23 protein-coding genes are annotated in these 23,769 nt (G+C 73.2%); 5 read left to right on the top strand and 18 right to left on the bottom strand.

Annotated features, from left to right (window positions below):
* Positions 1 to 21 precede the first annotated feature (21 nt).
* From LADH09A_RS14990 to LADH09A_RS14970, 5 genes are all read right to left on the bottom strand, one after another.
* On the bottom strand, positions 22 to 1,350 hold the full coding sequence (locus tag LADH09A_RS14990; protein WP_238645739.1) for an aminotransferase-like domain-containing protein: 1,329 nt from the start codon (positions 1,348 to 1,350) through the stop codon (positions 22 to 24).
* 3 nt (positions 1,351 to 1,353) lie between these two features.
* The gene (locus LADH09A_RS14985; RefSeq protein ID WP_238645738.1) at positions 1,354 to 2,457 is read right to left on the bottom strand and encodes an alpha-hydroxy acid oxidase; all 1,104 of its coding nucleotides are present in this window, start codon (positions 2,455 to 2,457) and stop codon (positions 1,354 to 1,356) included.
* A complete protein-coding gene (lipP1, locus tag LADH09A_RS14980) occupies positions 2,450 to 3,436 on the bottom strand; it encodes a LipP1 family hormone-sensitive lipase (RefSeq protein ID WP_238645737.1) in 987 nt (328 codons plus the stop codon). The genes LADH09A_RS14985 and lipP1 overlap by 8 nt, the downstream gene beginning before the upstream one ends.
* Positions 3,437 to 3,443: 7 nt before the next feature.
* On the bottom strand, positions 3,444 to 4,655 hold the full coding sequence (locus LADH09A_RS14975) for a cytochrome P450 (RefSeq protein ID WP_238645736.1): 1,212 nt from the start codon (positions 4,653 to 4,655) through the stop codon (positions 3,444 to 3,446).
* A gap of 64 nt (positions 4,656 to 4,719) precedes the next feature.
* On the bottom strand, positions 4,720 to 6,024 hold the full coding sequence (locus tag LADH09A_RS14970; RefSeq protein WP_238645734.1) for an SGNH/GDSL hydrolase family protein: 1,305 nt from the start codon (positions 6,022 to 6,024) through the stop codon (positions 4,720 to 4,722).
* A gap of 276 nt (positions 6,025 to 6,300) precedes the next feature.
* On the opposite strand from LADH09A_RS14970, the gene LADH09A_RS14965 reads away from it, so the two are divergent.
* From LADH09A_RS14965 to LADH09A_RS14950, 4 genes are all read left to right on the top strand, one after another.
* On the top strand, positions 6,301 to 7,884 hold the full coding sequence (locus tag LADH09A_RS14965) for a class I adenylate-forming enzyme family protein (protein WP_238645732.1): 1,584 nt from the start codon (positions 6,301 to 6,303) through the stop codon (positions 7,882 to 7,884).
* On the top strand, positions 7,881 to 9,104 hold the full coding sequence (locus LADH09A_RS14960) for an MFS transporter (RefSeq protein ID WP_238645730.1): 1,224 nt from the start codon (positions 7,881 to 7,883) through the stop codon (positions 9,102 to 9,104). Before LADH09A_RS14965 ends, LADH09A_RS14960 begins: the two co-directional genes overlap by 4 nt.
* A 115-nt stretch (positions 9,105 to 9,219) precedes the next feature.
* Positions 9,220 to 10,143: an aminoglycoside phosphotransferase family protein gene (locus LADH09A_RS14955; RefSeq protein WP_238645729.1), complete on the top strand. Its 924-nt coding sequence runs from the start codon at positions 9,220 to 9,222 to the stop codon at positions 10,141 to 10,143.
* A 17-nt stretch (positions 10,144 to 10,160) separates the two neighbouring features.
* Positions 10,161 to 10,565, top strand: coding sequence for an MmcQ/YjbR family DNA-binding protein (locus tag LADH09A_RS14950; RefSeq protein ID WP_238645728.1), 405 nt, complete (start codon positions 10,161 to 10,163; stop codon positions 10,563 to 10,565).
* A 6-nt stretch (positions 10,566 to 10,571) separates the two neighbouring features.
* Here the strand turns inward: LADH09A_RS14950 and LADH09A_RS14945 are convergent, their stop codons facing one another.
* Positions 10,572 to 11,141 carry a hypothetical protein gene (locus LADH09A_RS14945; protein ID WP_238645727.1) on the bottom strand — a complete coding sequence of 190 codons (570 nt, stop codon included), beginning with the start codon at positions 11,139 to 11,141 and terminating at the stop codon, positions 10,572 to 10,574.
* A gap of 232 nt (positions 11,142 to 11,373) precedes the next feature.
* Between LADH09A_RS14945 and LADH09A_RS14940 the strand changes: the two genes are divergently transcribed.
* Positions 11,374 to 12,117, top strand: a complete 744-nt coding sequence (locus tag LADH09A_RS14940) for an SGNH/GDSL hydrolase family protein (protein WP_238645726.1) — start codon at positions 11,374 to 11,376, stop codon at positions 12,115 to 12,117.
* Positions 12,118 to 12,461: 344 nt separating this feature from the next.
* Here LADH09A_RS14940 and LADH09A_RS14935 read toward each other — a convergent pair whose 3' ends face one another.
* The 12 genes from LADH09A_RS14935 to LADH09A_RS14880 form a co-directional block, all read right to left on the bottom strand.
* On the bottom strand, positions 12,462 to 13,820 hold the full coding sequence (locus LADH09A_RS14935) for an ATP-grasp domain-containing protein (RefSeq protein WP_238645725.1): 1,359 nt from the start codon (positions 13,818 to 13,820) through the stop codon (positions 12,462 to 12,464).
* Entirely contained in the window at positions 13,817 to 14,785 is a 969-nt protein-coding gene (locus tag LADH09A_RS14930) for an alpha-ketoacid dehydrogenase subunit beta (RefSeq protein WP_238645724.1), read from the bottom strand. Before LADH09A_RS14930 ends, LADH09A_RS14935 begins: the two co-directional genes overlap by 4 nt.
* A gap of 28 nt (positions 14,786 to 14,813) precedes the next feature.
* On the bottom strand, positions 14,814 to 15,785 hold the full coding sequence (locus tag LADH09A_RS14925; RefSeq protein WP_238645722.1) for a thiamine pyrophosphate-dependent dehydrogenase E1 component subunit alpha: 972 nt from the start codon (positions 15,783 to 15,785) through the stop codon (positions 14,814 to 14,816).
* Positions 15,782 to 16,573, bottom strand: coding sequence for a DUF3050 domain-containing protein (locus tag LADH09A_RS14920; protein ID WP_238645720.1), 792 nt, complete (start codon positions 16,571 to 16,573; stop codon positions 15,782 to 15,784). The genes LADH09A_RS14925 and LADH09A_RS14920 overlap by 4 nt, the downstream gene beginning before the upstream one ends.
* Before the next feature lies 1 nt (position 16,574).
* On the bottom strand, positions 16,575 to 17,504 hold the full coding sequence (locus LADH09A_RS14915; RefSeq protein ID WP_238645719.1) for a phytanoyl-CoA dioxygenase family protein: 930 nt from the start codon (positions 17,502 to 17,504) through the stop codon (positions 16,575 to 16,577).
* A gap of 55 nt (positions 17,505 to 17,559) precedes the next feature.
* Positions 17,560 to 18,651 (bottom strand): 4-hydroxyphenylpyruvate dioxygenase, encoded by a 1,092-nt coding sequence (hppD, locus tag LADH09A_RS14910; protein WP_238645718.1) that lies wholly within the window; start codon positions 18,649 to 18,651, stop codon positions 17,560 to 17,562.
* Positions 18,652 to 18,724: 73 nt separating this feature from the next.
* Positions 18,725 to 19,963 carry a beta-ketoacyl-[acyl-carrier-protein] synthase family protein gene (locus LADH09A_RS14905; RefSeq protein ID WP_238645717.1) on the bottom strand — a complete coding sequence of 413 codons (1,239 nt, stop codon included), beginning with the start codon at positions 19,961 to 19,963 and terminating at the stop codon, positions 18,725 to 18,727.
* A complete protein-coding gene (locus tag LADH09A_RS14900) occupies positions 19,960 to 21,576 on the bottom strand; it encodes a class I adenylate-forming enzyme family protein (RefSeq protein WP_238645716.1) in 1,617 nt (538 codons plus the stop codon). The genes LADH09A_RS14905 and LADH09A_RS14900 overlap by 4 nt, the downstream gene beginning before the upstream one ends.
* The gene (locus tag LADH09A_RS14895; RefSeq protein ID WP_238645811.1) at positions 21,573 to 22,064 is read right to left on the bottom strand and encodes a beta-ketoacyl synthase chain length factor; all 492 of its coding nucleotides are present in this window, start codon (positions 22,062 to 22,064) and stop codon (positions 21,573 to 21,575) included. The genes LADH09A_RS14900 and LADH09A_RS14895 overlap by 4 nt, the downstream gene beginning before the upstream one ends.
* Positions 22,065 to 22,156: 92 nt before the next feature.
* On the bottom strand, positions 22,157 to 23,263 hold the full coding sequence (locus tag LADH09A_RS14890) for a beta-ketoacyl synthase N-terminal-like domain-containing protein (RefSeq protein WP_238645715.1): 1,107 nt from the start codon (positions 23,261 to 23,263) through the stop codon (positions 22,157 to 22,159).
* Positions 23,256 to 23,501, bottom strand: a complete 246-nt coding sequence (locus LADH09A_RS14885) for an acyl carrier protein (protein WP_238645713.1) — start codon at positions 23,499 to 23,501, stop codon at positions 23,256 to 23,258. The genes LADH09A_RS14890 and LADH09A_RS14885 overlap by 8 nt, the downstream gene beginning before the upstream one ends.
* Positions 23,501 to 23,767 (bottom strand): acyl carrier protein, encoded by a 267-nt coding sequence (locus LADH09A_RS14880; protein ID WP_238645712.1) that lies wholly within the window; start codon positions 23,765 to 23,767, stop codon positions 23,501 to 23,503. Before LADH09A_RS14880 ends, LADH09A_RS14885 begins: the two co-directional genes overlap by 1 nt.
* Positions 23,768 to 23,769 lie beyond the last annotated feature (2 nt).

The raw sequence follows: 23,769 nt of genomic DNA, 5'->3' as shown, positions 1-23,769 counted from the left end.
CCATCCGATGAACGCGCTGTGTCAACCCGCCCGGCGGGTCACCTCGTCGGTGATCAGGGCGGTCAGGCGGTCCAGCCCGAGGTCGATCTGCTGGGGCGTGACCGCGCTGACCGACAGCCGTAGCGCGCACACCGGCGCGGTGTCGTCGTAGAAGTGCGCCATCGGCGTCCACAGCACCCCGTACTCGCGGGCCGAGCGGTCCAGCAGCGCGTCGTCGACCGGAAACGGCACGGTCACCACCACGAAGAACCCGCCGGCCGGCACCGTCCAGCGCACCGCCGCCGGGCCGTCCGCCCGGCCCGGGAACCGCCGGCGCAGCCCGGTCACCAGGTGGCGCAGATTCCGGGTGTACGCGGAACGCTCCCGGGTGTTCGCGGCCACCAGGCTGCACCCGTTCTCCAGCAGCCGGCCGCCGATCACCGCCTGCGCGATCGGCGACGTGTTCACCGTGACCATGCTCTTGATCATGGCGAGCTGGTCCGCGAGCGGGCCGACCCGGCCGTCTGGCCCGGCGACCCGCTGGTCGGCGACCACGTAACCGACCCGCGCCCCGGGCAGCACGGTCTTCGCGAACGAGCCGAGGTAGACGACCCGACGCCCGGTGTCGAGCGCCTTGAGGGTGGGTGGGCGCGGCCCGTCGTCGCAGTGGAACAGCCCGTACGGGTTGTCCTCCAGCAACAGCAGGTCCTCCTCGTCGGCCAGCGTGAGCAACCGCCGCCGGTCCTCCGCCGGGATGCTGGTCCCGGACGGGTTGGCGAAGTCCGGCATCACGTAGCAGGCACGCGGCCGGAGCCCCGCCGCCCGGGCCCGCCGCACCTGGACAGACAGGTCGGCCACGTCCACCCCGGACGGCCCTGCGGCCACCGGCCACACCGGCAGGTCGACCAGCCGGGCGGCACCGGTCAGCCCGACGTAGGTCGGGGCGACGGCCAGCAGCACGTCCTGCGGCCCGGCCCGCAACGCCCGCAGCACCAGGAACATCGCCTCCTGGCAGCCGACGGTCACCACGACGGCCTCCGGGTCGACGGTGATCCCCTCGTCGACCGCGAGGTTGCGGGCGATCAGGTGGTGCACGATGCCCTTGGTCCGGCCGTACTGGAGCAGCAGCCGCCGCGCCTGCTCGGGTGAGTGACCCAGGTCGTCGGTGAGGTGCCGGTGGAACGTGTCCAGGTGCCGGTGCACCGCCGCCAGCTCGAAGAACTCCTCGTACGGTCGGCCGGCCGCGAGGGACACCGCCGACGGGTGGCGCTCGGACACCTCGTTGAGGAAGTTCATCGAGGTCAGCGCCGGATCGCCCAGCGCGGGGTGCAGGTCGGCGACGGTCAGGTCGACCGGCTCGGTGGCGGTCACCGCTCAGCCCGCATGAAGCGTCCGCAGCTCGGCGGCCGCCGACGGGTCCGCGCAGCCGGCCAGGGTGAGCGCGTCGGTCAGCTCGGCGGCCAGCAACGACAGCGCGTCCCGCGCGCCACGTTCGCCACCGACGGCCAGCGCCCAGAGCAGCGGCCTGCCGACCAGGACCCCGGCGGCGCCCAGGGCGAGCGCCCGCAGCACGTCGGTGCCGCTGCGGATGCCGCTGTCCAGCAGCACCTGACACTCGTCACCGACCGCGTCGACGACCTCCGGCAACATGGTGACGCTGGCCGGCGCGCCGTCGAGTTGCCGGCCGCCGTGGTTCGACACGACCACCGCGTCCGCACCGACCCGTACCGCCTCGACCGCGTCGCGGGGGTCGAGCACACCCTTGACCACCAGCGGCAGGTCGACCTGCTCGCGTAGCCAGGCCAGGTCCGCCCAGCGCAGCGCCGGCGCGAACGAGGAGGCGGTGTGCGCGGCGAGCGCGGACACCCCGGGGGCACCGGCGTGCGCCAGGGCGTCGCGCCCGTCGGGCAGGTTCGCGGCCACCACGTCGGCCGGCAGCCGGAAGGCGTTGCGCAGGTCCCGGGGACGTCGGCCGAGCACCGGGACGTCCACGGTGACCACCAGTGCCCGGCAACCGGCCGCGACGACCCGGGCCAGCAGGTCGCGGACGAGGGCCCGGTCGCGCAACCAGTAGAGCTGGAACCAGACGTCCGCGCCGGCCCGGGTGACCTGTTCGACGGGTGTGCTGCCCAGCGTGCTCGCCAGGTACGGGATCCCGGCCGCGCCGGCCGCCGAGGCGAGGCCCAGCTCCCCGTCGGGGTGCACGAGGCGCTGGTACGCCATCGGCGCCACCCCGACCGGCATGGCGTACGGGCGACCGAGCAGCCGGGCGCCGAGGTCGACGGTGTCCACCCCGCGCAGCATCCGGGGCAGCACGGCGACCCGGTCCAACGCGCGACGGTTGGCCGACAGCGTCACCTCGGACGCGCTGCCGCAGTCGACGTAGTCCCACACGTCCTGCGGCAGTACCGTCCGGGCCCGCTCGGCGTAGTCGGTGAGCGCCACGGCCGGCAGGTCGGTCAGCACGGGCTCAACCACCGCGCACCGCCGTGCCCGTCGGCGTGTCCGCCGGCTCGGCACGCTCGGGCGGCAGGCCGAACCGTTCCCGCAGGAACGCCGCGGCGTCCGCCTGCGCCCGCCGGCCGTCGGTGAAGACGCCCGGCATGGCGAAGAAACCGTGGATCATCCCCGGGTAGTGCCGCGCCCGGGTGGGCACGCCGGCGGCGGCCAGTCGCTCGGCGTACCGCTGCCCCTGCGCGCACAGCGGGTCCAGTTCGGCGGTGACGACCAGCGCCGGGGGCAGGCCGGCCAGGTCGTCGGCCAGCAGCGGCGACGCGAGGGGGTCCCGGGCGTGCGCCTCGTCGGCCAGGTAGTGCGTCCGGTACCAGGCCACCGATCGGCGGTTGAACAGCGTCGGGTCGTCGTCGGCCGGGCCGGTCGGCTCGCCGCTCTGGTCGGTGTTCGGGTAGACCAGCAGCTGCGCGGCGAGCGGGGGGCCGTCCGCCCGGCTGAGCAGGGTGACCGCGGCGGCCAGGTTCCCGCCTGCGCTGTCCCCACCCACGGCCAGCCGGGCCGGGTCCACGCCCAACTGGTCGGCGTGGCCGGCGACCCAGCGGGTGGCCGCGTGGCAGTCGTGCACCGCCGCCGGGAAGGGATGCTCCGGGGCGAGCCGGTAGCCGACGGTGATCACCTGGCAGGGCACGGCGTTGGCCAGTCGCCGGCAGATGCCGTCGGCGGTGTCGATACTGCCGAGCGTCCACCCGCCGCCGAAGAAGTACAGCAGGGTGGGCAGCGGGCCCGACCCGGCCGGGCGGTACACCCGCAGCGGCAGCTCGCCGGCCGGGCCGGGGATCCGCTCCTCGCGTACCTCGGCCACCGGCTCGACCGCGCCGGTGCCGGCGCGGATCTCGGCCAGGTCCGCGGCGCGGGCCTCGGTCAGTGTCTGCGTGTACAGCGGTGGGGTGCCGGTCGCGGCGCGGGCCGCCCGATACGCCGCCACCTCCGGGTGCGGGGCCATGTCGCTCCTATCCGCCGGTGCTGACGAGCAGCTTGTCGATGCCCCGCAGGAAGAGGCTGCCGCTGTACGTCGGCTTCTCGGTGACCGCCAGCCCGGGGAACCGGGCGAACAGGCGGGGCAGCGCGAGGCGGCCCTCCAGGCGGGACACCGCCGCGCCGAGACAGAAGTGCAGACCCGCCCCGAAGGCCAACGACGGCGGGCCGGGTCGGGTCGGGTCGAAGGCGTCCGGGTCGGGGAAACGTGCCGGGTCCCGGTTGGCCGCCCCGATGATGATCAGCACGTTGTCGTCCCGGGCGACCGGCACACCGTCCAGCACCGTGTCGGCCGGCGCGGCGCGGGCCAGGAAGTGCACCGGGGTCTCCAACCGCAACACCTCGTCGACGCAGCCCAGGGCCAACTTCTCGTCGGTGGGCAGCGCCGCGACCGTCTCCGGGTGGGCCAGCAGCAACGGCAACCCGTTGCTGAACATGTAGGCGGTGGTGACGAAGCTGGCGTTGAACAGCACGATCAGGTTGCTGACCAGCTCCTCCTCGGTCAGCTCCACCTCGCCGGAGTCGAGGGCCTCCACCAGCCCGCTCAGCAGGTCGTTCCCGGGCGTACGACGGCGGTGCCCCAGCAGCTCCCGGTAGAAGGCCCGCAGCTCCCGGGCCGCGGTGTTGGCCGCGGCCAGCCGCTGCGGGGTCTTCCCGGCGACGTCCAGGAACTCGTCGATCCGTTCCACCCGCTCGCGGTACCACGCCAGCTCCCCCGCCGGGATGCCGATGAACTCGGCCATCACCAGCGCCGGCACCGGGTACGCGAAATCCGCCACGAAGTCGACCACGGCGTTCCCGGCGTCGGCCATCCGGTCCAACAACTCGTCGACGACCCGCAGGACCACCGGTTCCAGCGCGCCCAACCGGCGCGGCGTGAACGTACGGGAGAACACGTGCCGCATCCGCGTGTGGTCGGGCGGGTTCACGAACATCATCGAGGTCTGCAGGGTGCGCAGGATCTCCTGCTCCTGCCAGCCCGGCGGCGGCTTCTTGGTCCACTCCGGATCGCGCAGCAGCCCGTCGACCAGGTCGTAGCCGACCGCCACCGCCGCCACCGTGGCGTGCTCGGCTCGGGCCGGGACCGCGCTGACCGGCCCGAGCCGGTGTAGACCGGCATACCACGGGTACGGGTTCTGTCGGCCCTGCTCGCTGTACAGGCCGGTGAGCAACTCCTGCGCCGTCACGACGCGCTCCTCCCCAGGAGGTCGGTGCCGGGGCGGCGAGGATCACCCGCCGCCCCGGCCGGTGTCACAACCCGAGCAGGCGCAGCGGCACCGCGTCGGCCAACGCCTGGTTGCCGGCGTCGTTCGGGTGGATGTGGTCACCCGAGTCGTACGCGGGCAGCAGCTGACCGGGTCGCGCCGGGTCGCGCAGCACCCGGTCGAAGTCGAGCAGCCCGTCGAATTCCCGGCTGCCCCGCAGGTACGTGTTCACCGCCTGCCGGGTGGCCTCCTTCTGCGGAGTCCACACGCCGGGCGCGCCGTGCCCCTCGTACGGGGTCAGCGTGGCCACCAGGCTGGTCAGCCCCCGCTGCTGGATCTGCTGGTTGATCTGCCGCAGGGTGGCGATGATCGCCTCGGGTGAGTCGTTGGACATCCAGATGTCGTTGATGCCCAGGTGGGTGACGACCGTGCGCACCCCGGTCTGGGGGAAGACATCCTCGTTGAGCCGGGCCGCCGCGTTCGGGCCGAGCTGGTAGTAGCCGGGGTAGTTGCCGTCACCCGGCTCGGTGCCCTCGTGGTTGAGGCGGTTGCCGGCCAGGCTGAGGTTGAGCACACCCGGGGTGCGCGCGTCCGTCCGGGCGGCGAGCAGTCGGTCGGAGAGCAGGTCGGGCCAGCGTCGGTTGGCGTTGACCGTGCTGCCGTTGCCGTCACCGATGGAGTCGCTGAGCACCACCAGCGCGCCCGGGGTGGCCTTGCGTTGCACGTCGATCCCGGAGAGGAAGAACCAGCAGCAGGTGGGGCGGGTGGTGAACCCGGCGCCCGCGGCGGCTCCGGTCAGGTCGCCGGCGCCGATGAAGTTGGCCTGCTGGGACTGCCCGTGGAAGGTGGTCGGGCCGGTCGGCGTCGGGAAGTGCAGGGTGACCACCAGGTCGCTGTCGTCCGCGACCGGGAAGGTCAGCGGGTCGCTGAGCAGCTCCGCGCCCCGGTTCATGGTCGCCGAGGCGGCGCCGGTGAAGGTCAGCGGGCGCAGCGAGGCCGGATCGATGTCGGAGAGGTCGTCGGCGGTGGCGGTGTCGGGTCGGGCGACGGTGGCCCGGCCGACCGTAACCGCCTGCTCGCCGTACAGGTTGCTCAGGCGGACCCGCAGCGCCGGGCCGCCAACCGAGACGTGCACGATCATCCGTACGCTCTGGTTGTTGAGACCGGTGTTGGTCAGCCCGACCGAGTTGCCCCGGGTGACCGCGGTGGCCCAGCTGCCCGCCCACTCGGACCGGTCGGGTCGGCCGGCGACGGTCCCGGACGGACCGGCGCTGGCGACGACCGCGGGTGTGCCCGTGACCAGCAGCGCGGCAGCGGCGACGACGACATGCCATCTCTTCGGGGTCGACATTGAACCTCCATCGTGTGGCAGCCCAGGGCCGTCCGCTGACGGCGCCCGCCTGGACGATGGTCCAGAAACCTAGCCGCCGCCGCTGACGGGCGTCAATCAACCTGATCGACGCCATCAAATGTCCGCCGGGCCTGTCGGATCGCCCGTCGGCACGGTTCCGACCAGCCGTTATCGGCCTAGGCTCGCAGGCGGCGGGCTCACCGGAGCGCGCGCCACCGTCGCGTCGTCACCGGGCGCTGCCCGGCGACAGCCGCTTTCTCGGATGGGGGCAGTCGGATGACTGACGGACCCGGGCACACGACGACCTACGTGGACCGCGTGCTGGATCTCTTCGCCGACTTCGGTGACCGGGAGGCGCTGGTCGGCGGGGGCCGCCGACTCACCTATGCCGAGGCTGCCGCGCTGGTACGGACGATGGCCGCGACGCTGACCCGACACGGCGTACGCCCCGGTGCGGCGGTGCTGGTGACCGTCGCGAACGCGGTCGAGGGCCCGTTGCTCCAGCTCGCGCTGCACCTCGTCGGCTGTCGGACCATGTGGGTCGCCCCGGTGACCGCACGCCGGGAGGTCGACGAGTTCATCCGCCTGGCCCGCCCGGACGCCCTGGTCTACGACGCCCGGGACCCGGCCAGCCTCGGCCCGGAGCTGGCCGCCGCGCTGCCCGGCACCCCGGTCTGCTGTCTGGGCGCGGGGGGCGCCGGCCCCGACCTCACCGCCGACGCCGCCCCCGGCCCGGCCGCTGACGCCGACCCGGCGCAACTGCCGGCGTCCGTACCGGCACCTGAGTCGTTCCTGCAGACCAGTGGCACCACCGGCAGCCCCAAGCTGGTGCACCACCGGGAGAGCTTCTACGCGCAGATCCTCACCCTGGCCGCCGACTTCCGCGCCGCCGGGTTCCCGCTGCTGCGGCACCTGTCGCACTCACCGATGTGGTTGGCCAGCGGGCAGATCACCACCCTGTTCAACCTGTTCACCGGCGGGGTGCTGTTCCTGCGCGACGACTGGGACCCGGTGGCCTTCGTGGACACCGTGCAGCGGGAGCGGATCAACTCCACGTTCGTCACCCCGCCGATGCTCTACGAGGTGCTGGACCACCCGGCCCTGGTCGGCGCGGACTTCACCGCCATGTTCATGTTCAACGTGGGCGCGGGGCCCGCCGCGCCCGCCCGGCTGCGCCAGGCCATCGCGCGGTTCGGCCCGGTGCTGCGCATCGTGTACGGCCTCAGCGAAGCCGTCGTGATCACCGCGCTGCCCGGGTTGACCGATGACCCGGATCACCCGGAGCGGCTGCGGTCCTGTGGTCGCCCCTACGGTGACGTGCGCATCGAGATCCGCGACGACGACGGCACGGTGCTGCCGCCCGGGCGTGACGGTGAGGTGTGGGTGCGGACCCGGCTGAGCTTCGCCGGCTACCACGGCCAACCCGGGCTGACCGCGCAGACGCTGGTCGACGGTTGGGTGCGTACCCGCGACATCGGGCACCTCGACGACGACGGTTACCTCTACCTGGTCGACCGCGCCCACGACATGATCGTCACGCACCGGCGGAACTGGGCGATCTTCTGCCGCCCGATCGAGGACGTGCTGGCCGGGCACCCCCAGGTGCGGGCCGCCGCCGTGATCGGCGTACCGGACGACACCGTGGGAGAAGTTCCATACGCGTACGTCGTGGCCGCGCCGGACGCCACGGTCACCGGCGCGGAGCTGATCGACCTGGTGACCGTGGAACTCAACGAGATGTGGGCGCCGGCCGGGGTCGAGTTCGTCGACCGGTTGCCGGTGAACCGGTCGGTCAAGGTGGACAAACGGGCGCTGCGCGAGCGGTACGCGGCACGTCGGGCGGCGGCGGTCGGGGCGTGACCCCCCGGCGGCAACTGGTCGTCCTGGTCGGCGCGGACCTGATCTCCAACCTGGGCACCCGCATCTCGGTGGTGACCATTCCGTGGCTGGTGCTGGTCACCACCGGCAGCCCGACCAAGATGGGCCTGGTCGCGTTCGCCGAGACCCTCCCGTACCTGTTGTCCAGCGCGTTGGGCACACCGTGGGCGGACCGGATCGGCCTTCGCCGCACGTCCATCCTGTGTGACGCCGGCAGCGCGGTGGCCATGGTGGTCGTCGCGCTGACCCCGTGGTTGGGTTTCGGTGCGCTGGTGGCGCTGGTGGCGCTGGCCGGCGCGCTGCGCGGCATCGGGGACCGGGTGAAGCACGTGATGTTCCGGCCGGTCGCCGAGGCCGCCGGGGTGCCGCTGATCCGGCTGACCTCGGCGTACGACGGGCTCAGCCGGGTGGTGACCCTGTTCGGCGCCGCCGTGGGCGGTCTGCTGATCGCCGCGTTCGGGGTGACCGAGGCGATCCTCATCGACGCGGCCAGCTTCGGTGTCTGCGCGCTGCTGATCGGTGTCCTGGTCCGCCCGCCGGCCGCGCCGGCGAAGCCCGCCCAGCCGGAGAGCTACCTGCGCGCGCTGCGCGGCGGGTTCGCCTACCTGCGCCGGGACCGGCCGCTGCTCGGCATGCTGATGGTCATCTCGGCGCTGAACATGGTGGCCAACGCGAGCGTGGCCGTCTACATCCCGGTCTGGGTCGCCCGGGAACTGCCCGGTCCCAGCGGGCTGGGTCTGGTGCTGGCGGCGTTCTCGGCGGGCGCACTGCTGGGCAACGTGGTCTTCACCGCGCTCGGGCCGAGGCTGCCCCGCCGGCTGACGTTCCTGGTCGGGGCGCTGATCGCCGGCACGCCCCGGCTGGTCGCGCTGGCGATCAGTGACGAGCTGCCGGTGGTGCTCGTGGTGACCTTCCTGTCCGGGATCGGCATCGCGGCGGTCAACCCACTGCTCGGGGTGGCGCTCTACGAACGGGTGCCGGCGGAATTGCAGACCAGGGTGATCGGCATCGCCGGGTCGCTGGCCTTCGTCGGTCTGCCGGTCGGCGCGCTGCTCGGCGGCTGGTCGGTGGACGCGCTGGGTCTCACCCCGGCGCTGCTGACCATGGCGGCGGCGTGCCTGGTGGTCAGCGCGTACCCGCTGCTGACCCGGCCGTCGGAGCCGAGGACACCGGCGCGGCCCACCCCCGCCGTCGCGCCCTGACACCACGCTCGGGCCGGTCCCGTCAGGGCGCGGCCGGTCCCGTCAGGGCACGGCCGGTCCCGTCAGGGCGCAAACGGGTTGCGGACCGATGGGCGGGACCCGCAGGCTCGGACCGATGAGTTCACCTCCCACACCGGGCGTGCCGCACCTCGACGAGGCGGTGGCCGACCGGATCGACGTGACACTGGTTCGGCGTCTGGTGGCCGAGCAGTTCCCCCACTGGGCGCAGCTGCCGATCCGCCCGGTCGAGGTCGGTGGATGGGACAACCGCACCTTCCACCTGGGCGACACGATGACCGTGCGGCTGCCCAGCGGCGAGGGGTACGCCCTCCAGGTCGCCAAGGAACAGCGCTGGCTGCCGGTGCTCGCGCCACGGCTGCCGGTGCAGGTGCCCACCCCGCTGGCCCACGGCCGACCCGGCGCGGGTTACCCGTACCCCTGGTCGGTGTACCGGTGGATCGACGGACAGACCGCCCATCCTGGGCGGATCCGCGACCTGACCCGGTTCGCCACCGACCTCGCCGCCGCGCTGCGCGCCCTACGCCGCGTCGACGCCACCGACGGACCGGCCGCCGGACCGCACAGTGCCTGGCGGGGTGGCGATCTGTCCACGTACGACGGCGAGACCCGGGCCGCGATCGAGGCCCACCGTGACCGGCTGCCCGTCGAGACGGTCACCGGCATCTGGCAGAGCGCCCTCGACGCCACCTGGGCGGGCCCACCGGTCTGGTTCCACGGCGACGTCGCGGACGGCAACCTGCTGGTGCGCGACGGCCGCCTGGCCGCCCTCATCGACTTCGGCTGCTGCGGCGTCGGCGACCCCGCCTGCGACACCGTGATCGCCTGGACCCTGCTCTGCGGCGCCAGTCGGGCCGCGTTCCGTGACGCGCTCGGCCTCGACGCTGCCACCTGGGCCCGCGGGCGCGGATGGGCGCTGTGGAAGGCGCTGATCACCCTGGACGACCCGGACCCGGCCAGGGCCGCCGGTGCGCGGCACGTGCTCGGCGAGCTGCTCACCGAGCACGCGGCGGCCCGCTGAGCGCGTACCGTGTGGACATGCCGAGCTGGGAGGACGTCCGCCGGATCGCGCTCGCGCTGCCGGAGACCACCGAACGGCCGTCGTACGACGGGTTGCCCGCCTGGCGGGTCCGGGACAAGCCGTTCGTCTGGGAACGGCCGCTGCGCCGGGCGGACCTCGACGCCCTCGGTGACGCCGCCCCCGACGGCCCGCTGCTAGGCGTACGGGTGGTCGACCTCGGCGTCAAGGAGGCACTGCTCGCCGACGACCCGTCGGTCTACCTCACCACCCCGCACTTCGACGGGTACCCGGCGGTGCTGGTCCGGCTGGACCAGATCAGCCTGCCCGAGCTGACCGAGGTGGTCACCGAGGCGTGGTGTTCCCGTGCCCCGAAACGCCTCGCCGCCGCCCACCGCACCGGTCAGCAGCCCACCGACGACTAGACCGCGTCAGCGGGCGGCCGGCGCGGCGTGTTCGCTGCGGCAGCGGGGGCAGCGCAGGCGCGTTCCGACGGCCGTCCGGGGCACGCGCAGGCGCTGGCCGCACCCGCAGGTCACCACCGGAGCCGACGTGCGCAGGTATTCCTCGCGCTCGCGGTGTGGCCACCGACCCTGGCAGCGGGCACACCACTTCGGTGGGTAGCTGTGGTAGCGGGCCAGGCCGAACGCGCCGCCGATCATGAGGGTGACGGGGACCAGCAGACCGAGCGGGGCGAGCAGGGCGGGCAGCACCCCGCCGACACCGTCGGACACCAGCACGGCGACCACCGTGAGCACGGCCACCGGCACGCCGAGCAGGGTGAACCCGAATCCCCACGCGAAGGCCAGCAGGGATGGCAGGAACAACCACATGCCGCCGGGGGCCCACCGGCGGACACCGTACCCGCCGCAGCGGGGGCAGTTCGGCGAGGCGCGGCGCGGCACGGACCGCAGTGCCCTCGGTGCCAACCACTCGACCAGCCGCTTCAGGATCTCCTCGACCAGTTTGGTCGCGAGGGCCTGGAGGAAGGAACTGACCACGGCACCCCCTCCCTCGCCACCGAAACCGCCCCGGATGGTCGGCGCCCGACGGCCGCACCCAGGTCCATGGTGTGCGGCCGGCGCCAACGGCACGCCGGTACGCGCCGACACCACCACGCGGGCGACACCAATCCGACAGCCCCGCGAGGTGTTCGCCAGGCGTTGGGCTGCCGGCAGGGCGGGCGCCGGGTGGGGACTGGCCGGGCGGGTGGTGGTCGGTTAGCGTGCCCGCATGGCATCGACGTTGACCGAATCAACGGATCCGTACTGCCTGCGGGAGGGCGAGAGCGCGGCACTGCTGCGCGGGCACCCGTGGCGGCGTTTCGTGGCACTGGGCGACAGTGTGGTCGAGGGCAGCTGCGAGCCGACGCCCGGCTACCCGGACGTGCAGTGGGCCGACCGGATCGCCGGCGAGCTGTCCGCTGCCCGCCCGGGTCTGGCGTACCTCAATCTCGGCCGCAGCGGGCTCCGGGCGCACCAGGTGCGGGCCGAGCAGCTCGCGCCGGCGCTGGCCTTCGCACCGGATCTGGCACTGGTGGTCTGCGGTGGCAACGACGCCTTCCGCCCGGCGTACGACGCGGACGCGGTCGACGCCGAGCTGACCGCGATGATCACCGCGCTGCGGGACGTCGGCGCGGACGTGATCACCGTGGGGATGTTCGACGTCTCGTACAGCCCGGCGGTCCCGGAGGCCCTACGCCCCGGCCTGCGGGAGCGGATGCGCCGCCTGTCCGCGCACACCGCGAGGCTCGCCGAGCGCCTGGGCACCGTCCACGTGCACCTGACCGACCATGCGCTGACGGCCGACCCGACGCTCTACAGCACCGACGGCCGGCACGGCAGCGGCCGCAGCGACGCCATAGCAACAGCCGAAACCCTGCGCGCCCTGGCCGCCCACCATCCCCGACCCACCCTCGCGGCCCCCGGGGTTGATCATGAAGTTATAGCCATTCGTGACGGCGAGTCGCGACAATAACTTCATGATCAACGAGAGGGCTGGGGCGGGTTGGGGGTGGGTTGGGTGTTTCCAGCTCGGCGTCCATCGCTTCGAGTCGGTCTTGGTAGGCACGCGGCAGCGGCACGGCGTCCTCGTACCGGAATTCACAAAGAGCCTCGAAGCCGAGGCCGACCTCGCCGTCTCGCACGTACTCCCTGACGTTGGCGCGGATCCCGCAGGCGAAAACGGCGCGTCCGCCAGGAGCGCCAGCACCGCGGCCCACCCACCCCCGGTGATCAAGAGGTTTGCGTCACCGAACCTGGCGTGTCGTGACCGAAACCTCTTGATCACCGAGGCGGGGGGTGGGTGGGGGCAGGGGTGGGTCAGTCTTTTAGGAGGATTCCGGTTAGGAGGACGCCGTGGGCCAGGTTGAGGATTCCGTCGCAGCCGGGGTAGCCGACCCGGGCCAGGCCTCCGGAGGCGTGGCGGCCGAACAGGTACGGGGCCAGGGAGAACGGGACGTCCGCCGTCACCGTCTCACCCGTCTCGATCTGCACGAAGTCCATCGACACCCGGTCGGTCGGCAGGTACTCCTGGAGGATCGCGCCGCCCTCGTCGACGGCGGCCCGTACGCCGTCGGCCCAGTCCGTCGCGCTCAGCTCCGGGCCGAGCAGCACACCGATCCCGGCGGAGCCGTCGGCCGGTTTGGCCACCAGCTTCGCCTGGTCGGTGATCGCCCGGTCGAGCACCGCGGCGGTCAGCGGCACCGTGTACGGCACGTGCCGGCGGATCAGCGCCTGGTCGTCGGCGGGCAGAGCGTCCACGTCCTCCCACAGCCAGGCGAACGTGGTCTTGTTGCCGAGCAGCCAGGCCGCCGCCGAGACGAACATCGGCAGCGTGCCCGCCGCGAGGGCACCGGCCACCGCGTCCAGGCCGGCGGTCGGGGTGACCCGGTTGGGCACGAACAGCCGGAACAGCGCGTCGACCGGAGCGCCGTCGACCACCAGGCGACTGTCGACGTCCAGGGTGGCGGTGGAGACCGGGGCGATGACCAGGTCGATGCCGAAGTCCCTGGCCCGTACGGCCAGCGGGTCGAGGATCCGGATGAAGGTCTGCGGGTCGTCCAGACCGGGGTAGTCGGAGTCGAAGTCCATCAGCAGCGCCACCCGGGCACCGTCGGGCAACCGCAGCTCGTCGCGGATCGCCACGAACCGCTGGTCGAGCAGTGACGGTGCGGCTCGCGCCGGCAGGTCGTCCAGGATGCCCTGGTCCTGGTAGAGCCGCGCGAAGCGCTGGATGACGGTGTCGGCGTCGAAGCCGCCACCGAGGCTGCTGTCGATGTTGTACTCGACGAACTTCGGCACCCCCGCCGAGAAGATCACGTCCGGCCGGTACGCGGCCAGCAGCGCCTCGTTCAGCGGCTCCGACTCGTCCAGCAGGCGGGTCTCCCCCGCCGGTACGTCGAGCAGCCGACGCAGCTCGCCAGCGGTGCCCGCCCGACGACGGCAGGCGTCCAGGATCAGTTGGGCGAGCCGGTCGCAGACCTCGTTGAGTTCCCGCCAGGCGTCGGCAATCAGGACCGGGGGTCGGGCCAGCCGCCACTGCTTGTTGTAGGTGGCCCGACCGTGGAAGACCTGCTCCCAGGCCGCCGCCCCACTGGTCACCATGGCTCGTCGGGCCGGCTCCGGCAGATCGGTCCAGGCTCGGTCGGCCGCCGGCCACACGTAGTTGGGGTCGATCATGTTTCGTCCTTCATGGTCAGGTGGATGGCGGTGGCGAGCTGGTCCCGGGACGGTTGCACGGCCCGGTCCAGCGCCGGGGCGAACGGCAGCACCGCCCCGTCCGGGCGGGTCACGCGGCGGGGAGGGGCGAGCAGTCGGACCCGCTCCACCACCGAGGCGATGATCTCGGCGGCCATGCCGCAGGCGCGGTTGGCGTCGTCGATGACCACGAGCCGCCCGGTGCGCGCCACCGACTCGGTGAGGCCGTCGATGTCGAACGGGTACAGGGTGCGCGGGTCGAACACCTCCACCGAGACCTGGCCGGCCAACTCCTCGGCCACCGCGAGCGCGTCGTGCACCAGATGCCCGACCGCGACCACCGTGACGTCGTCGCCGAAGCGGTGGATCCGGCCCCGGCCCAACGGCACCGGGGTCAGGTCGTCGACGTCCTCCCGGAGGTCCATGGCCCCGGCCGGGGCGAACACCACCACCGGGTCGTCGTGGCGGATCGCTGTGACCAGCAGCCCGTACGCGTCGGCCGGGGTGGCCGGCACGACGGTGACCACCCCGACGTGGGCGAAGAGGCTGTACGGGTGGTCGGAGTGCTGCCCGGCCCAGCCGGTCCGTGAGCCGGAGCCGGGCACCAGGTAGGTGACCGGGACGGCACACTGCCCGCCGGTCATCAGCGGGAACTTGTGCGCGTGGTTGACGATCTGCTCGAAGACCAGGAACAGCAGCGACGGGATCTGGAACTCGATCACCGGCCGCAGCCCGGCCAGCGCCGCGCCGGTGGCGAAGCTGGTGAACGCCTGCTCGGACAGCGGGGTGTCGCGTACCCGGTCGGACCCGAAGCGCTTGGCCAGGCCGGTGGTCACCATCGAGGCCCCGACCTCGACGTCCTCGCCGAGCAGGAACACCCCCTCGTCACGGGCCAACTCGTCGGCGAGCGCCCGGGTCAGCGCCCGGCGGTACGACAGTCGGGGCACCTCAGCCACCTCCGGTGCATGCGGTCATTCAGCCACCTCCGGTGCGGGCGGTCATGCCGCTGGCGTACAGGTAGGCCAACGCGTCGGCCGGGTCGGGTTGCGGGCTGGCCAGGGCGAAACGCACCGCCTCGTCGAGGGTTGCCTCGACCTCGGCGTCCACGGCGGCGCGGTCGACGGCGGAGAGGCGCTCACCCTGGATGCGTACCGGGTCGCGCGCCCGACCCCGGGTCACCTCGTCGGGCGGGCGGTAGTCGAGGCGTACCGCGTGTTCGAAGGTGTGGTGGACGTCGAAGCGGTAGGTACGGGCCTCGATCAGTTCGGGACCGCCGCCGGCGCGCATCCGGTCGACGGCGGCGGCCGCGGCGACGCGTACCGTCTCGGGGTCCTGGCCGTCGACCTGGACCGCCGGGATGTCGAACGCGGCGGCCCGCCCCGCGATGCTGCCGGCCACCGCCCCGGCGACCGGCATGGTGGTGGCGTAGCCATTGTTCTCGCAGACGAACAGCACCGGCACCCGCCAGAGCGCGGCCAGGTTGAACGCCTCCAGCAGCATCCCCTCGTTGACCGCGCCGTCACCGAAGAAGCTCACCCCGACGGTGTCGCGCCCCCGACGGCGGTGGGCCCAGACCGCGCCCGTGATGATCGCCCCGGAGGCGCCGACGATCGCGTTGGCGCCGAGCACGCCGAGGCTGAAGTCGGCGGCATGCATCGAGCCGCCCCGCCCGGCGTTGAGGCCGGTGACCCGGCCGCACAGCTCGGCGAGCATCCGGGCCGGGTCCGCGCCCCGGGCCAGCACGTGCCCGTGCCCGCGGTGGGTGCCGGCGAGCACGTCGTCGGCACCCAGGGCGGCGCAGACGCCGGCGGCGATCCCCTCCTGACCGAGGTAGGGGTGGATGCCGCCGACGATCTGCCCGCCGTGGACCAGCTCCACCGCCCGTTCCTCGAACCGGCGGATCAGCCGGACCGTGCGGTAGAGCCGGACCGGGTCGGCGTCGGTCACGCGGGGCCCTTGATGGCGGCGAGGATGTCGTCCCAGAGTCGGGCCCGGGCGGCGAGGGCGGTGTTGACCGTGTCGGCGCACTCCTGCCACTTCGTGTCGTCGTCGCCGCACAGGTCGGCGAGCATCTGCATGGCCATCGGCGTGTGCTGTTCGCCGTCGACCTCGATGTGCCGCTCCAGGTAGTCGACGAACGTGTGCAGCCGGTTGCTGCGCTCGTTGACGGCAACGACCTGGGTGAACATGTCCGGGATCAGGTCCTCGCGACCGAACGCGAAGGCCGCCGCCTGGCAGTGCACCGGCGTCGACTCGATGATCCGCCAGGTGGTGGCGGCGAACCTCGCCGACGCGGCCGGCACCCCGGCCTCGGTGAGGGCGTCGGTCACCGGCCGGCCGGCGCGCAGCAGGTCGACGAGGGCGTTCACGGCCGTGGTGTCCGCGCCCGCCTCGACCATGCCCTGCACGTACAGCTCGAAGTGGCTGATGTAGCCGCCGCCCAGCTCGTCGCTCTCCTCGACCATGACGATGTCGTTGATGAGGCGGCGGCTGCCGGTCGGGCCGGTCGGGATCCACGGCACGGTGACGCAGGTCAGCTGCCGCTGCAACGACTTCAGCAGGGACATGAAGTCCCAGACCGCGAAGACGTGGTGCTGCATGAAGGTGACCAGCGCCTCGTGGGTGTCCAGGTTGGCGTAGAGCGGGTGCTTGACCACCACGTCACGCCGGTCGGTCACCGCCCGTTCGAGCCGTTCGATGCCCGGGTGCGTCTTACCCCAGTCGTAGCGTGACATGTCAGCCTCCCTGCTGGGCGCGGTGGCGCCAGATGACCGGGCAGTAGTCGGGGTCCGCGTAGTCGGGCCGTCCCTCGTGGGTGCGGCGGACCAGCACGTCGTGGTTGTACGCGGCGAGCGTGCCGTCGGAGAGCGGGTACTCCCGCCAGGCGTTGTCGCCGTCCTGTAGGTGCAGCGAGATCGCCTGTCGGGGGCGACCGCTGACGTTGGGGCCGCTGCCGTGGTAGGTGCGGCAGTGGTGGAAGCTCACGTGTCCCTTGGGGATCACCATGGGGATCTTGCGGATCTCCGCGCCGTTGTACGCGGCGTTCTCGGCCAGCATCTCCTCCAGCTGGCCGCGGTCCCGGTCGGCGAAGTGCCGCACCACGGTGTCGTCGGCGCCGATCTCCCTCCACCGGTGCGAGCCGTCGACCATCGTGATGGTGCCCATCTCCTCCCCGCAGTCGTGGAAGGGGATGAACGCGGTGAGCATCTTCTCCGACGACGAGGACGCCCAGTAGTGCTTGTCGAAGTGCCAGGGCACGATGTTGCTCGGCTCGCCGTCGATCGGCGGCTTGTGGATCAGCGTGGACTGGAAGACCCGGATCTCGTCGGCCTGGGCGAGCCGGGCCGCGACCGCGCCGAGCAGCGGCTTGCGCAGGATCGCGCCGAGCCCGTCGTGCTCGTGGTGGACGTAGTCGTTGTGCCGCTGCACCGGGCCCTTGGACGGTTCCCAGTAGGCCAGCTTCGGGGGGCGCACCGGCAGCCGCCGGTCCCGCTCACCGTCGTAGTAGCGCTGCGTGGCGGCGGCGAGGGCGTCCACCTCGTCGTCGGTGAACAGCTTCCGCGACAGGTACCAGCCGTGCTCTGCGTAGTGCCGCACGTCGTCGTCGGAGGGCAGCAGCGCCTGCTCCTCGGCGGTCAGCGTCGGTTCGTAGCCGGTAGCGGTCACTGTGCCTCCCTGGTTCGCGACTGCGGGGCTCGCAAACCCGGCTCAGTCCTCGCGCTCACGCGCCCACCCCCTGTGGTGTGGCCGCCACCGCGGCCAGCTCGCGTTCCTTGGCCTCGTAGAGCGCCTTGATGTTGCCGCTGCCGAAGCCCCGCGCGCCGCGCCGCTCGATCAGCTCCAGGAAGAGCGTGCGGCGGACGTGCATCGACTCGGCGAAGATCTGCAACAGCTGGCCGTCGTGGTCGGAGTCGACGAGCACGCCCAGCTCGCGCAGCCGGTGCAGCGGGGCGTCCACCCGGCCGACCCGGGCCTCCAGCGAGTCGTAGTAGCTGCCGGGGGTGCCGGCGAAGCGCACCCCGCGCCGGCCCAACGCCTCCACGGCGGCGAGGATGTCGTCGGTGCGCAGACCCAGGTGCTGCACTCCCCCGCCGGCGTGCTGGTCGAGGAACGCGTCGATCTGCCCCGGCCGACGGGCCCGGTCCGGTTCCAGCAGCACCACGGTGACCCGCCCGGACGGGCTCTGCACCACCTTGGAGTTCATCCCCTGCCCGTCGACCTCGATGTGTTCCTCGAAGATCTCCGCGAAGTCGAACAGCGTCTCGAAGTGCCGGACCGTCTCGTCGAGTTGACCGGGTGGCACGCAGACCGCCAGGTGGTCGATCTCGGCGAGCACCGGCGGATGGCCCTCCACCGGCGACGGTGTCGGCGTGATGGCGCCGGGCAGGAACTCGGCCCGGTCGCCGCGGCGCTGCACCAGCCGGTGCCGCACGTCGGCGAAGCCGTCCACCTCGGCGGTCACCACCTCGGCGTCCGCGCCGGTGACGGTGGTCGGTGGCGTCACCGGAGTCGCGCCACGGCCCACCAGCTCGGCGTACGCGGACGCGACGTCGTCGACCTCGACCGCGACGACGGCGATGCCGTCACCGTGGCGCTGGACGTATCTCGCCGCCGGATGCTCGGCGCTGAGCCCCGAGGTGAGCAGCAGTCGGATGTCGCCGTGGCAGAGCAGCAGCGAGCGCTGCCCTTCCAGCCCGGTCTCCGGGCCACCCTGGCCACAGATCTCGAAGCCGACGGCGGTGCTGAAGTAGAAGGCCGCCTGCCGGGCGTCCCCTACGTAGAGTTCGATGTGGTCGATACCACGGATGTCCATGTCCCCTGAAACCCCTCCCACACGCTTCCCCCGTGTTGCCGTCCGGGCGCGCCCGCCCGGGATGCCGCGTCGATCACCTCCTCGGCTCGGCGACGCGCGCGAGCAGCAGGCTCACGTTCTGACCGCCGAACCCGAACGAGTTGGTGACCGCGTACGCCGGGTCGGCCTTGCGGGGCGTGCCACGGATGTGGTCCGCCGGGCAGGCCGGGTCCGGGTCGTCGAGGTGGTACGTCGGCGGCAGCAGCCCTCGACCGAGCGCCAGCGCGGTGACCGCCGCCTCCAGGACCCCGGAGGCGCCGAGCAGGTGCCCGGTGAGCGCCTTGGTGGAGCTGACCGGCACACCGCCGACGCCGAAGACGTCGGCGAGCGCGGTGGTTTCCGCGATGTCACCGAGCTTCGTCGCGGTGCCGTGCGCGTTGACGTAGCCGACCGCCGCCGCGGGCACACCGGAGCTGCGCAGCGCGTGGCGGATGCAGGCGGCCGCCCCGGCACCGTCGGGTCGCGGTGCGGTCGGGTGGTACGCGTCCGTGGTCGCGCCGTGTCCGGCCACTTCGGCGTACGCGGTGACGCCGCGCGCCGCGGCGTGCTCGGCGCGTTCCAGCACCAGCAGCGCGGCGCCCTCGGCCAGCACGAACCCGCTGCGGGAGGTGTCGAACGGCCGGCTCGCCCGGCCCGGGTCGTCACCGGCTCGGGCCAGGGCCCGCGCGTTGCCGAAGGTGTCGGCGAAGGTCGGGAACAGGGGTGCCTCGCTGGCCCCGCAGAGCACCACGTCGGCCTCCCCGGTGGCGATCAGCCGGACCCCGTCGGCGATCGCCTGGGCGCCGGAGGCGCAGGCGGTGCCGACCGACGAGCTGTAGCCCCGGATGCCGTGCGCGATGGCGATCCGCGCCGCCGGCATGTTCGGCAGGATCCCGGTGAGCAGGTACGGGCTGACGGCCGCCCGGCCCCGCGCGGCCCGGGCCAGCACCTGCGACTCCAGGGTGGCCATCCCGCCGACACCGCCGACGATCACCCCGATCCGGTCGGGGTCGACGTCGCGGCCCACCTCGATGCCGGCGTCGGCGAGCGCGTCGGCGGCGGCGAGGAGCGCGAGCACCACGATCCGGTCCAGGACCCGGGTCTCCGGCCCGGACGCGACGGTACGCGGGTCGATGTCGGGCAGCAGGCCGGCGACGTCCAGCGACTCCCGCGCCGGGTGCCCGTCGGGTGGGCGGGTCAGCCCGGAACGGCCGGTGGTCACCGCCTCGAAGGTCTCCTCGACGCCCCGCCCGACCGGGGTGAACAGACCCATCCCGGTGATCAGAGCCGTCATGAGGCTGCCTCGGTGAGGTAGCGCTCGCGCAGGACCACCTTGCGGACCTTGCCGGTCACCGTGACCGGGATGTCGGCGGAGCGCACCGGCACGACCCGGCGCAGCGTGGCGGCGACGTCCGCGCCGAGCGCGGCGCGAACCCGTTCGGTGCGGTCCTCGGTCTCGTCGGCGCCGGCGGTCAACTCCAGCAGCACGTCGGTGACCACACCGCCGGCCTCGGCGACGATCACCACCGTGCAGTCGGTGACGTCCGGACAGGCGGCCAGGATGCGCTCCTCGGACAACGCGGTGAACAGACGCCGACCGTCACCGGCGTCGACCGAGTCCACCGCCCGGTCCAGGTGGTAGAAGCGCCCGTCGGCGTCGGTGCGGACCAGGTCGCCGGTGAGGTACCAGCCGCGCTGGCGGAACCGGTAGGTGGTGACCGAGTCGTTCCAGTAGCCACGGAACAGTGACGGCGAGTCGACGCCCAGGAAACCCACCTCGCCGGTCGGCACCGGTTCGCCGTCGGCGTCGAGCACCGCGACCCTGGTGAACTGGTACGGGCGGCCGATGCAGCGGCCGTACCGGTCGGTGTCGGCGCGGTGGGTGATGTGGAACATCGAGTGCCCCATCTCGCTGGAGCCCAGCCCGTCGATGAAGACGGAGCCGGGCACCCGCACCACGCCGTCGCGGGTGACCGTGTCCCGGGAGCCGACGGCGACCAGCCGCCGGATGTGCGGCTCGTGTGAGCAGTCTCCGGTGTTGAACCACAGCCGCACCGAGTCCAGGTCGTACCCGGACAGGTCGAAGCGGGCCAGCTCGGCCCAGGTGACCGAGAAGCCGAACACGCCGTCGGGGTGCCAGCGTTGGATCGCGTCCAGCACCCGCTCGCCGTCCTGTTCGGACAGGAGCAGCATCTGCGCGGAGTTGCCCAGCGCCTGGTTGACCATCAGCACGGTGGCGGTGTGCGGGGCGGGCAGCGCGTTGAGGATCCGGGTGGTGCCCTGCGCCTGGGGCATGGTGAGCAGGTGCCGGGTGGCGGCGAAGAGGCTGGCGTGCGAGTGCAGCACCGCCTTGGGCACCCCGGTCGTCCCGGAGGTGTGGGTGATCACGATCGGGTCGTCCGGGTGGTGGCGGTAGTGCGCCGGGGCGGCGGCCGGGTCGCCCGTGCCGGCCTGCGCGGGGGTGCCGAGCAGCGGTACGCCCAGGTCGTGCCCGGCCAGCAGCGCGGTGTGCGCGTCGTCGGCGAGCACACCGACCCCGCGGAGTCGACGGATGTACTCGGCGGCGATCTCCGGGCGGAGCTTCCCGTTCATCAGCGCCGGAATCGCCCCGAGGCGGGCCAGCGCCAGGAAGCTGAGCACCATGTCGGCGGCGGCGGTGGCCCAGACGGCGACCGGGTCGCGGGGGCGTACCCCACGCTCGTGCAACCAGGCGGCACGGGCGGCGACCCGCTCGTCGAGCCGACCCAGCGTGAGCGCCTCCTCGGCCGGGTGCCCGTCGACGGCCGTGTCGAAGGTCAACCCGGGGCCGTCCGGGTCGGCGCCGTGCGCCAGCACCCGGGCCAGGACGTTGCCCGCGCCCACCTCGGTGTCGGCGGCCAGGGCGCCCCGTAGTCCTCGTGTCCTCATGGTCGTCCTTCTCCCCCCAGCAGCACCGCGACCGCCTCGGTCGACGCGTCGGGTGCCTGTTCGATCAGGATCAGCAACACCTCGTCGGCGTCGCCGTCGTACCGCAGCAGGTCCGCCTCGGCGGTGCCCTCGGCGTACGGGTCGCCGGTCGGGCTCAGGCAGACCACGGGGCCGCGCAGGCCCCAGCGGGCCGCGAGGTGCCCGGCGACGCTGTTGGGCACCGACTGGAAGAAGAACAGCGGGCCGATCCGCCCGCCGGCCTCCACGGTCGCCCGTACGTGCTCCGCGCTGGTGCGATCGCCGCTGGCGCTGACCAGCACGATCGCGGTCCGAAGGCCGGCGGGCACGCCGGCGATCCCGTACCCGCGCCCCAGACACCGTTCCGCCGCCGCCACCACGACCGGCGCGAACTGCGAGGACACGAACCCCGGGACGCCCGGCGCGGGCCCGTCGTCCCCCGCCTCGGGCCACCGCGCCTCCGCCACCACCCTCGTGCCCTGCCCCGGTGAGCCTGCGGCAACGGGTGCGGTGTCGGGTTCGTCGGGGCAGACGGTGGACGACCCTCCGATCCCGGAGGCGGTCATGGTGCGCCGACCAGGAGAGCGGTGTTCGCACCGCCGAACGCGGAGTTGAGGGTCAGCGCGTGCGTCGTGGTCGCCGGGCGAGGGTGGTCCGTGATGACGTCCAGGGGGCATGCCTCGTCCGGGGCCAGCCAGCCGGCGTTGACCGGCAGCTCGCCGTGCCGCAGCGCGAGCGCGGTGACCACCAGTTCGAGCAACCCGGACGCCTCCAGCGCGTGCCCGTGCACCGACTTGGTGGAGCTGACCGGGACCCGCGCTGCGTGCGCGCCGAGAGCCCGGCGCAGGGCCGCCGCCTCCGCGGCGTCGCTCTGGGGGGTGCCGGTGGCGTTGGCGTTGACGTAACCGACGGCCTGCGGCGGCAGCGCGGCCCGGCGCAGCGCGGCGTCGACCGCACGGGCCAGGCCCGTGCCGGTCGGGTCCGGCTGGCACGGGTGGAACGCGTCCCCGGCCCGCCCCCAGCCGACCACTGTGGCCAGTGGCTCGACGCCCCGCCGACCGTCGCCGGATTCCAGGACCACCGCGGCCACGCCGTCGCCGAGCAGCAGCCCGCGTCGGTGGGCGCTGAACGGGCGGACCGCCCCGTCCACCGCGAGGGCCCGACCGGCGTCGAACAGCGCGAACTGGTCCGGCTCCACCAGGTACCCGGCGGCGACCACGACCCGGTCGACGTCACCCCGGGCGATCAGGGCCGCGGCGTCGGCCACCGCTGTGCTCGCCGACACGCAGGCGCTGGTGTAGACCCGGGTGTGCCCCGAGAGCCCACACGCCGCGGCGAGCTGACCGGCGAGCGCACCCGGGGTGGGGCCCGCTCCCGGTGCCGGCCCGCCGTGCACGGCGAGCAGCAGGCCGCACTGGTCGCGCTGCGCACCGGCCAGACCGGCCGCGCGGCAGGCCGCCTCGATCGCGGCGGCCAGTTCGTCGGCGAGCGTACCGACCTCGGGCAGGGTGGCCGCCACGGTGACCCGGCGGGCGGCGGTGTCGAAGCGGCGTACCGCGCCGAACGCCGGCACCCCGGCCAGCACCCCGGCGATCTGCGCCTCCGCGCCCCGACCAAGGGCACTGACCGCGTGTACGCCGGTGAGCTGGGTGACGCGCGGCTCAGCCATCAGCGGGGGCGGTCAGCGACGCCCGGAACACCGCCAGGGCGTCGTCGACGGTACGGATGCCGGCCAGCTCGTCGTCGGTGAGGTCGAGCTGCCGGTCGTAGCGTTGCTCGACGAGGTGCACCAGCCAGGCCAGCTCCATCGAGCCGATCCGGTCGGGCACCTCGGCGGCCGGTTTCGTGGTGAGTTCGGCGAGCATGGTCAGCAGGTCAGCTCGCCCCAGGTCGGGCTGACCGCCCATCAGGCTTTGTCGCTCGTCGCCTCGGTGACCCGGTTGGCGACCATGGTGGTGAACTCGCCGACCGTCATCAGGGCCAACTGCTCCGACTCGTCGTCGGCGAACGTCACGCCGTACCGGTCCTCGACCCGGACGGACAGGTCGGCGAGGGCGAGCGACTCCAGGTCGACGCCGGCGGGGCCGAGCGTGGTGTCGTCGTCGAGCTCCTCGACGTCGTAGTTCATGTCGGCGAGCTGCTCGACGACGAAGGCGCGGACCTCGGCTCTCATGG

The organism is Micromonospora cabrerizensis, from assembly GCF_022230955.1.
In the GTDB taxonomy this organism is placed as follows: domain Bacteria; phylum Actinomycetota; class Actinomycetes; order Mycobacteriales; family Micromonosporaceae; genus Micromonospora; species Micromonospora cabrerizensis.
This window is presented reverse-complemented; position numbering and strand designations above follow the sequence as displayed.

Excerpts from the sequence above, each read along its gene's own strand:
- lipP1 (WP_238645737.1), bottom strand. The coding sequence starts at position 3,436 with ATGGCCCCGCACCCGGAGGTGGCGGCGTATCGGGCGGCCCGCGCCGCG.
- LADH09A_RS14970 (WP_238645734.1), bottom strand. The coding sequence starts at position 6,024 with ATGTCGACCCCGAAGAGATGGCATGTCGTCGTCGCCGCTGCCGCGCTG.
- LADH09A_RS14965 (WP_238645732.1), top strand. The coding sequence starts at position 6,301 with ATGACTGACGGACCCGGGCACACGACGACCTACGTGGACCGCGTGCTG.
- LADH09A_RS14955 (WP_238645729.1), top strand. The coding sequence starts at position 9,220 with ATGAGTTCACCTCCCACACCGGGCGTGCCGCACCTCGACGAGGCGGTG.
- LADH09A_RS14950 (WP_238645728.1), top strand. The coding sequence starts at position 10,161 with ATGCCGAGCTGGGAGGACGTCCGCCGGATCGCGCTCGCGCTGCCGGAG.
- LADH09A_RS14940 (WP_238645726.1), top strand. The coding sequence starts at position 11,374 with ATGGCATCGACGTTGACCGAATCAACGGATCCGTACTGCCTGCGGGAG.
- LADH09A_RS14935 (WP_238645725.1), bottom strand. The coding sequence starts at position 13,820 with ATGATCGACCCCAACTACGTGTGGCCGGCGGCCGACCGAGCCTGGACC.
- LADH09A_RS14920 (WP_238645720.1), bottom strand. The coding sequence starts at position 16,573 with ATGTCACGCTACGACTGGGGTAAGACGCACCCGGGCATCGAACGGCTC.
- hppD (WP_238645718.1), bottom strand. The coding sequence starts at position 18,651 with ATGGACATCCGTGGTATCGACCACATCGAACTCTACGTAGGGGACGCC.
- LADH09A_RS14905 (WP_238645717.1), bottom strand. The coding sequence starts at position 19,963 with ATGACGGCTCTGATCACCGGGATGGGTCTGTTCACCCCGGTCGGGCGG.
- LADH09A_RS14900 (WP_238645716.1), bottom strand. The coding sequence starts at position 21,576 with ATGAGGACACGAGGACTACGGGGCGCCCTGGCCGCCGACACCGAGGTG.
- LADH09A_RS14890 (WP_238645715.1), bottom strand. The coding sequence starts at position 23,263 with ATGGCTGAGCCGCGCGTCACCCAGCTCACCGGCGTACACGCGGTCAGT.
- LADH09A_RS14885 (WP_238645713.1), bottom strand. The coding sequence starts at position 23,501 with ATGGGCGGTCAGCCCGACCTGGGGCGAGCTGACCTGCTGACCATGCTC.
- LADH09A_RS14880 (WP_238645712.1), bottom strand. The coding sequence starts at position 23,767 with ATGAGAGCCGAGGTCCGCGCCTTCGTCGTCGAGCAGCTCGCCGACATG.